Origin of the sequence: Neisseria sp. HMSC065D04, assembly GCF_001815675.1 — a bacterium.
In the GTDB taxonomy this organism is placed as follows: domain Bacteria; phylum Pseudomonadota; class Gammaproteobacteria; order Burkholderiales; family Neisseriaceae; genus Neisseria.
Genome location: NZ_KV821549.1, coordinates 1 through 260 on the forward strand (window position 1 = coordinate 1; position 260 = coordinate 260).

The window sequence follows — 260 nt, forward strand, 5'->3', positions numbered from 1 at the left end:
TGAATTTCCTGGGCGATGCAAAAGCCGGATGAAAAAAACAGGATTATAGATATGATAAAAAATCTCATGATGTAACCTTTAAAAAAGAAGGTAAGTAAATGGGTAAGCAGGTTGGGCGTAGCTCAATGAAGATTTCAAATTATCAAAAATTTTAGGTTTGATTCCGACTTAAATTTTTTCAATAAAACAATTCAACCAGCCACTGGATAATTTTTGCATCTATCCTTTGAAGGAGGTTGGGGTGCAGTGGCGCAACAGGA